A 690-nucleotide genomic window follows, 5' to 3' on the forward strand; every position below is an offset into this window, starting at 1 on the left:
ACACGAAGGAACTCGACCGCAATGCTGTTGCCAAAGTCAAAAAATCGCTTGCAGCCCCGGGGGCGTCCATACACGGGACATTGCTTTGCAATGCCCTGCCGGCCAATGGATGAACCGCCTGAAGCTCTTCGGTGAGTGGGTCATGTCCCGAGACCCCGATCACCACACCGCCGAACTCCAGACACGCATCGCCATATGAACCGCGTCTCGTCCCTCGGCAGGGCCGAGACCGAGGCTGTCGTCTGAAGGGTCACGGGAAAGGGGACGCTCAGACCCAACGATGATTTGCGCAAAACCCCCGGTCCAGACCCTAATAGTAACCCTTCGGCATAAAACGGTATGCGAAATGTGTAGCGAGCGCTTGTCTGCGCATTGTTGCAGGAAACCGGCTTGAGGCGTGTCTTGCCCATACCCCACTGACGTTATGCCACACGTTCGATCTCGGCGCTGCCGAAGGTTGAGAAGCGGTTCTTGAAGGCCATGTGGATGTGGATTTCAGCGGTGTGGCGGTCGGGGCCTCTCGCGGCGATGCGCTCACCGAGGTCTTTCAGACAGCGCATCCATTGCCTGACAATGCATCGCGAGGCAATGTCCCGTGTATGGACGCCCCCGGGGCTGCAAGCGATTTTTTGACTTTGGCAACAGCATTGCGGTCGAGTTCCTTCGTGTATCCGGCCTCTGGTTGCGACC

At 58.6% G+C, this 690-nt stretch carries 1 pseudogene; it reads right to left on the reverse strand.

The features are described from left to right. Nucleotides 1-422: 422 nt before the first annotated feature. A pseudogene (locus tag IEX41_RS21350) lies at nucleotides 423-566 on the reverse strand (IS5/IS1182 family transposase); the annotation flags it as partial. Nucleotides 567-690: the final 124 nt, after the last annotated feature.

The organism is Salipiger pallidus, assembly GCF_014643635.1.
Classification (GTDB): Bacteria; Pseudomonadota; Alphaproteobacteria; order Rhodobacterales; family Rhodobacteraceae; genus Salipiger; species Salipiger pallidus.